The sequence below is a fragment of the Micromonospora foliorum genome, from assembly GCF_022229015.1.
Taxonomy (GTDB): domain Bacteria; phylum Actinomycetota; class Actinomycetes; order Mycobacteriales; family Micromonosporaceae; genus Micromonospora; species Micromonospora foliorum.
The window spans coordinates 1-6085 of sequence record NZ_JAKKFF010000444.1; the positions used below are offsets into that span (position 1 = coordinate 1).

The 6085-nt window shown below is 73.1% G+C and carries 3 protein-coding genes and 2 pseudogenes; 4 read left to right on the forward strand and 1 reads right to left on the reverse strand.

The genetic code is table 11. From position 1 onward, the window contains the following. Together PSH25_RS26965 and PSH25_RS26970 are read left to right on the forward strand one after the other, a co-directional pair. A pseudogene (locus PSH25_RS26965) lies at nucleotides 1-213 on the forward strand (MFS transporter); the annotation flags it as partial. 69 nt (nucleotides 214-282) lie between these two features. Next, entirely contained in the window at nucleotides 283-822 is a 540-nt protein-coding gene (locus tag PSH25_RS26970) for a hypothetical protein (protein WP_238661704.1), read from the forward strand. A gap of 326 nt (nucleotides 823-1148) precedes the next feature. On the opposite strand, the gene PSH25_RS26975 is transcribed toward PSH25_RS26970, so the two are convergent. Then, a complete protein-coding gene (locus tag PSH25_RS26975) occupies nucleotides 1149-2681 on the reverse strand; it encodes a M1 family metallopeptidase (protein ID WP_238661705.1) in 1533 nt (510 codons plus the stop codon). A 145-nt stretch (nucleotides 2682-2826) separates the two neighbouring features. On the opposite strand from PSH25_RS26975, the gene PSH25_RS26980 reads away from it, so the two are divergent. Then, nucleotides 2827-5520 (forward strand): type 1 periplasmic-binding domain-containing protein, encoded by a 2694-nt coding sequence (locus PSH25_RS26980; protein ID WP_238661706.1) that lies wholly within the window; start codon nucleotides 2827-2829, stop codon nucleotides 5518-5520. 97 nt (nucleotides 5521-5617) lie between these two features. After that, nucleotides 5618-6085, forward strand: a pseudogene (locus PSH25_RS26985) (FtsK/SpoIIIE domain-containing protein); the annotation flags it as partial.

The window sequence follows — 6085 nt, forward strand, 5'->3', positions numbered from 1 at the left end:
GCCCTGGACCGGCAGCGGGGCCGCGCGGCGACCCTCGCGCTTGTCGTGCCGCGGCCCCGCCATCCGGTACGACGAGCGGCGTTCCGCGCCGCCCGCATTGTCCGGCCCACCGGGGCGGTCTGTGTCATCGCACCCGCCGAGGTCGGTGGGGTCCGGTCGGGCGGGGTCCGGCTCCGGGAGCTGGCCACCGCCGGGCCGGTGGCGAACCGCTGAGACAGCGGTCACCCTCGGCGGACCGCTTCCGGGACAGGGCGATACGAAGATCATCGTTACGCTGCGATCATGGAGATCGAGGAGCGCCTACGGCGAACCCGCCGATGGCTGTGGATCGTGCTGATCGGGCTCTTCCTGAGCGGTGTCACCGCGTTTCCGCTGGAGATCGAGGTGCGCTGGCTGCTGCGCGCACTTGACCCGCTCGCCGACCAACTGCCCGCGCTGGTCGCCTGGATCGAGCGGGTGCACACCGGGCTCGTGACGGCCGGCGAGGACTACCCGTTCCTGCTCTACGGCACCGACTGGCTGGCCTTCGCCCACCTGGTGCTGGCGGTGGCGTTCTGGGGGCCGCTGCGCGACCCGGTGCGCAACGTCTGGGTGGTGCAGGTCGGCATGATCGCCTGCGCGGGCATCGTTCCGCTGGCGCTGATCTGCGGACCGATCCGGGACATCCCCTGGTTCTGGACGCTCGTCGACCTGTCCTTCGCGGTCGGGGCGTTCCCGCCGCTCTGGTTCGCGTACCGGCACATCCGCGCCATCGAGGCGAGCACGGTCGGAGCGACCGGTGCCCCGTCGGGGGTGGGCCGGTCGGCGACCCCGGCATCCTGAACCGCACGCCGCTCGCACCCTCGCGCACGCCTGTTCGGCGCAGGCGTGGTTCGACTCGCCACCCCTGCTGGCGACGACTCCACCGGGAGGCCAGCGACCTCTGCGCGTCCTCACGTCCTTTGCTCTGCTTCACCCCAGGCAACATCGCACGTCCGATATTCGGACGGCCGGTGTTGCGCCTGTTGAAGCAGAGCAAAGGACGGGCAAGGGAGTGGGCCTCCGCGGCGCGGTGGTGATGGCGGCCGGTTTCGTCCGCTCGGTACGACCAGCGGGGACGACGGAAGGCCCGCCGCGCGGGCGACGGGCCTTCCGGGCGGAGCCTGCCTCTAGTGCGACATCAGGTGGTGGGCCTCGCGGATCTTGGCCCAGGACTTGGGCTCGGTCGGCGGGGCGGCCTTACGGGCGGTGGTGGCCACGTCGGGCCGGCCGGCGGTGAACAGCCAGGTGGTGAAGAGGTCGTCCAGGTCCAGCCCGGAGATCCGTTCGGCCAGGGCCTGGAACTGCTCGGTGGTGCCGTTGCCGTTCCGGTGCTCGGCGGTCCAGGTCGGCAGGATCTCGAAGAACGCGTCGTCGCCGACGGCCAGCCGCAGCTGGTGCAGGGTCATCGCGCCCCGGTCGTAGACGGCGTTGTCGAAGACCCGAGCGGCACCCGGGTCGCCGGGCAGCACCTGCCAGAACTCGTCGTCCGCGGGGTAGCTGGCGTAGGTGAAGTCGAAGACCTCCTGGGCGGTGCCCTCGCCCTGCTCCTCCGACCAGAGCCACTCGGCGTACGAGGCGAAGCCCTCGTTGAGCCAGATGTAGCGCCAGTCGGCCACCGACACCGAGTCGCCGAACCACTGGTGGGCCAGCTCGTGCGTCACCACGTACGTGTTGGCGCCGCGTCGCCAGAAGCCCGGCCCGTAGACCGGTCGGGTCTGCGTCTCCAGGGCGAAGCTGATGCCGTCCACCGGCCCGGCCACGCCGCCCTGCGCCTCGAACGGGTACGGGCCGAAGATCCCGCTCTCCCAGTCGACGATCTCGGCGGTCCGCTCGATGCTGGCCCGCGCCGCCGGCCCGAGTGCGCCCAGCGAGGTGCTGTACGCGTTGATCACCGGCTGGCCGCTCGGCGCGGTGTCGGTGACGATGTCGTACTGGCCGATGGCCATGAAGGCCAGGTAGGTGGCCGTGGGGGAGGTGGTCCGCCAGATCCACCGGGTGCGGTTGCCGGCCTCGGCCAGCGGCGGCCTCGGCTGCACGCCGTTGCTGATCACCTCGACGCCGGTGGGCACCGACACCGAGATGTCGTAGGTGGCCTTGTCCAGCGGGTGGTCGTTGCTCGGGAACCACCACCAGGCCGACTCGGGCTCGTTGACGGCGAGGGCGCCGTCGTCGGTGCGCGTCCAGCCGGTGTAGCCGTTGACCAGGGCCTCCGACGGGACGCCGGAGTAGCGTACGACGATGGTGAGCTGCTGACCCCGGGTCACCGTGCGGGCCGGGGTGACCACCACCTCGTGCGCACCCGCGGTGCTGGTGCTCGCCGCCCAGCCGTTGACCCGGACCGACTCGACGTCGAGCAGGAAGTCCAGGTTGAACGTCGAGAGGTCCTGGGTGGCGGTGGCGAGGATGGTGGTGGTGCCGGTGAGCAGGTCGGTGGCCGGTTCGTAGCGCAGCCGGACGTCGTAGTGCTGGACGTCGTAGCCGCCGTTGCCGTAGTCGGGGAAGTAGCTGTCGCCCAGCCCGGGCGCGCCGGGTTGCGGCGCGGCAGAGACGACGGGACGGCCCCAGGCCGACGGGGCGGCCTGGCCGGGGGTGCCGGCGAGCATGGTGCCGGCGGTGGTGAGGGTCAGGGCGGTGGTGGCCGCCGTGAGGACTCGTCGCACGGGGTGGACTCCCTCCATCGGGTGTTCGCACCGCCAACCTAATCGACAACTGTGAACGTCGCCGGCCCGCCACACCCGTGGTCGGTCGCCGGCCTCTGGCGCCCCTTGCGCCGCAAGGTCACACTGTGTTGATCGGAGGTGACGCGTGCGCCGCTCGGAGTTGCCCAAGCGGGAGTTGATCGGCCAACGGCAGCCGACCGCAAGCCGGGAACGACTGCCGCCCGGCGGGTTGGAGTTGTTCGCGCTGCTCGCCCGACTGCTGCGGCGACCCCGTCGCGGCGACCGCCGGCTGCCGCTGCTGTGGCTGGTTCGCTCCGACACCGCGGATCTGATGGTGCCGCTGCGCCGGTTCCTCGGCCAGGGCCCCCGGCGGCGCGTTCCGCACGCCGTGCTGGACGCCGACGTGCCGCCCGGCGCCGGGGACGTGCCGGCACTGCTGCGCGAGCTGCACCGGCAGCTCTCCCTGGAGGCCTTCGGCGCCGCCCGACTGCGCTTCCGGCACTATCCGCTCGCCGACTGGCTGATGCAGCAGAGCCTCAGCCTGGGCGTCGACGCCGACGACAGCCGCGCGGCCCTGGTCCGCCGGCTCCGTGACCGCAAGGGTCCGCGTACGCCGGAGGCGGTGCCTGCCGGCGGCGACGCGGTCAGCATCGTCTCGCAGGTGCTGCTCTGGCTGGTCCGTCGCGCGGTGCCGGGGGTGGTCTTCCGGGCTGCCGTCTCCGGTCGGGTGCCGGTGCTCGGTCGGCACTACAACTGGTTCATGCGCCAGCAGTACCTGGCGCCCCGGCAGTCGGTCACCTTCCTCGGCTTCGCCGAGCGGCTCACCGCGGGCTGGCGTGACGGGGAGCAACCCGACCAGGTCAACAAGCTGCTGCTGCACGCGTTCCTGGAGGACCTGCGGCAGGCGTACCGGCGTCGGCCGTGGCGTCCGTCGGACTGGCGGCGCACCGCGTACCCGGCGCTGCTGATCGACAACGTCGCCCCCGGCAACGTCGGCGGGGAGCTGGTCCGCCTGGTCGGCGACGTCCGCACCGAGACCGGTCGCAACGACCCGCTGCTGATCGTCGCGTCCGGCGGGCAACCCCCACCGGACCTGCCCGAGCCGCACCCGTTGACCGAGGCCGACGAGGCGTACGACGAGTGGGCCGGGGCGCTGCCGGAGATGCGCCGGCTGCGCCGCCCGGCCACCTGGCTGGTGGCGCTGCGTCCCGACGAGACCGACACCGGCCCACCGTCACGTGGCGGGCTGCGGCCGTTCTCCGCGCCCGACCCGCCGTGGTGGTCGCGGCGCTTCCTGCCGGCGGCGCTGTGTCTGGTGCTGGTGGCGACGCTCGGCCTGTGGGTGGCCAGCCGGTGGGGGCCGGGCTGTCACCCCGCACTCACCGGCCAGGTGTCGGTCGAGGTGGCGGCCAGCGGCGAGTGTGTCGGCTACAGCGACAGCGCCGCGCAGGTGTTCAACAACGACCCGGGTCAGGACCGGCTGCGCACCGTGCAGCGGCGCATCTTCGCGCAGAACCGCGCCGCCGAGGAGGTCTGGCAGCGCAGCGACCGACGACGGCCCTTCCTCACCCTGGTCTACCTCGGCACGCTCACCGGCAACCGGACCCGCGCGGACGAGGAGTCGTACGTCTCCGAGCGCGAGGAGCTCGAAGGCATGGCCACCGCCCAGTACGCGTTGCTGAAGGAGTCGGCCGGCGCCGACGGCGCCGCGCTGCTGCGGATCGTGGTGGCCAACGGCGGCCGGCAGATGATCTACGCCGACCGGGCCGTGGCGATGCTGGCCGAGCTGGCCCGGGACGACCCCACGGTGCTCGGGGTGGTCGGGCTGGTGGAGAGCCGCAGCAGCACCGCCCGCGCGCTGCGTGAGCTGAACCAGGTCGGGCTGCCGGTGCTGGCGCCCACCCTGTCGGCCGACAAGATGGACGCCAACTCCCGCCTCTACCTGCAGATCTCCGCGCCGAACAAGGATCAGGTGAAGCTTGTCGACGCGTACGCCAAGCAGGTTCTGAAGGTCGACGAGGCGCACGTCTTCTACACCACCCTGGAGGGCAGCTCGCTCACCGAGGACCTCTACGTGGGGACCCTCGTCGACGGGCTCCGACAACAGTTCGGCCCCCGGATCACCCGCCTCGACGAGTGGCGCACCGGGCAGCGGCTGACCGACGAGTGTGGCTATCCCGGGCTGCTCTTCTACGCGGGTCGATGGTTCGAGTTCGACGGTTTCCTGCGGGCGCTGCGCGAGTGCGGCGGCAACCCGCCCCGGCACCTCGTCGCCGACGACTCGGCCAACCGCTACATGGCCAACCCGGGTCTGCGCGCCGCCGCGCCCGGCAACCTGCCCGTCACGTACGTCTCGAAGGCGTCCCTGGCCACCTGCGCCGCGCTGCGGGCCGCCCAGGACCGGCGCGACGACGCGCGGGCCAGCTTCCTGTCCTGGATCCAGGCCGACGACCTGCTCGACCCGCCGCGCTGCCGGCCGGGTTCCGAGGAGCAGGTCGGCGAGCGGGTCAGCCTCGCCTACGACGCGTCGATGATGCTGGTCCGGGCGGTGGAGAGCCTTGCCGCCCGGCTGCACCACGCCGACCCCCGGCAACGCTGGGAGCCGGACTCGGTCAACCCGGTGGCCGTGCACGCCGAGGTGCTCCGGCAGAACGCCGGTCAGGGCTACCCGGGGGTGGCCGGGCTGATCCGGTTCACGCCCGACTCGGGGGAACCGGTCGACAAGCGGCTGGCCCTGATGCGGGTGGAGCAGGTGCCCGACGTGGCGAGGGCCCCGGTGGAGGTGTTCCGCTGCGGGGCCGCCGACGCGACCGGCCCGGCGGCGTGCGGCCCCGCCTGACCGGTCCGGCGTGACACGTCCTCGCAGGACTGTCCGGGTGCCGTCGGTGTCCGTTAGGGTTCCTGGGACCAGGCGGCCGTGGCGTTGGGGGCAGAGGGTGGGCAGGCTCGCGTCGGCGTACGGGCAGGCGGTCAGCTCCCACCGGGCGGCTCGGGCGCATCTGGACACTGCCCGAAGCGTCCTGGGGGCGGCATCGACCGCCGTCGCACCGGCCGGCGCCGACGACCTCGTGGCCCGCCTCTCCCGCCTCGGTGGTGCCCTGGCCACCCCCGCCCCGGGCGTCACGCCGCTGACGGACGAGCCGGCCGCGGTGCGGATCGGTGAGGCGTCCACCTCGGACGGCGGTTTTCCGGTGCTGGTCCCGCTCGGCGGCGGCCACCACCTGGCCCTGGACACCGACGCCCGGGATCCGCAGGTCGCCGGGCTGCTGCGGGCGTTGGTGCTGCGGCTGGTCGCCACCGCGCCGCCCGGTCAGGTCCGCGTCGCCGGCATCGACACCGCCGCGCTCGGCGCCACCTTCGGTCCGCTGCGACCACTGCTCGACGCCGCTCGGCCCGGCCCCGGT

Coding starts and splice junctions, on each gene's coding strand:
- PSH25_RS26970 (WP_238661704.1), top strand. CDS start 283: ATGGAGATCGAGGAGCGCCTACGGCGAACCCGCCGATGGCTGTGGATC.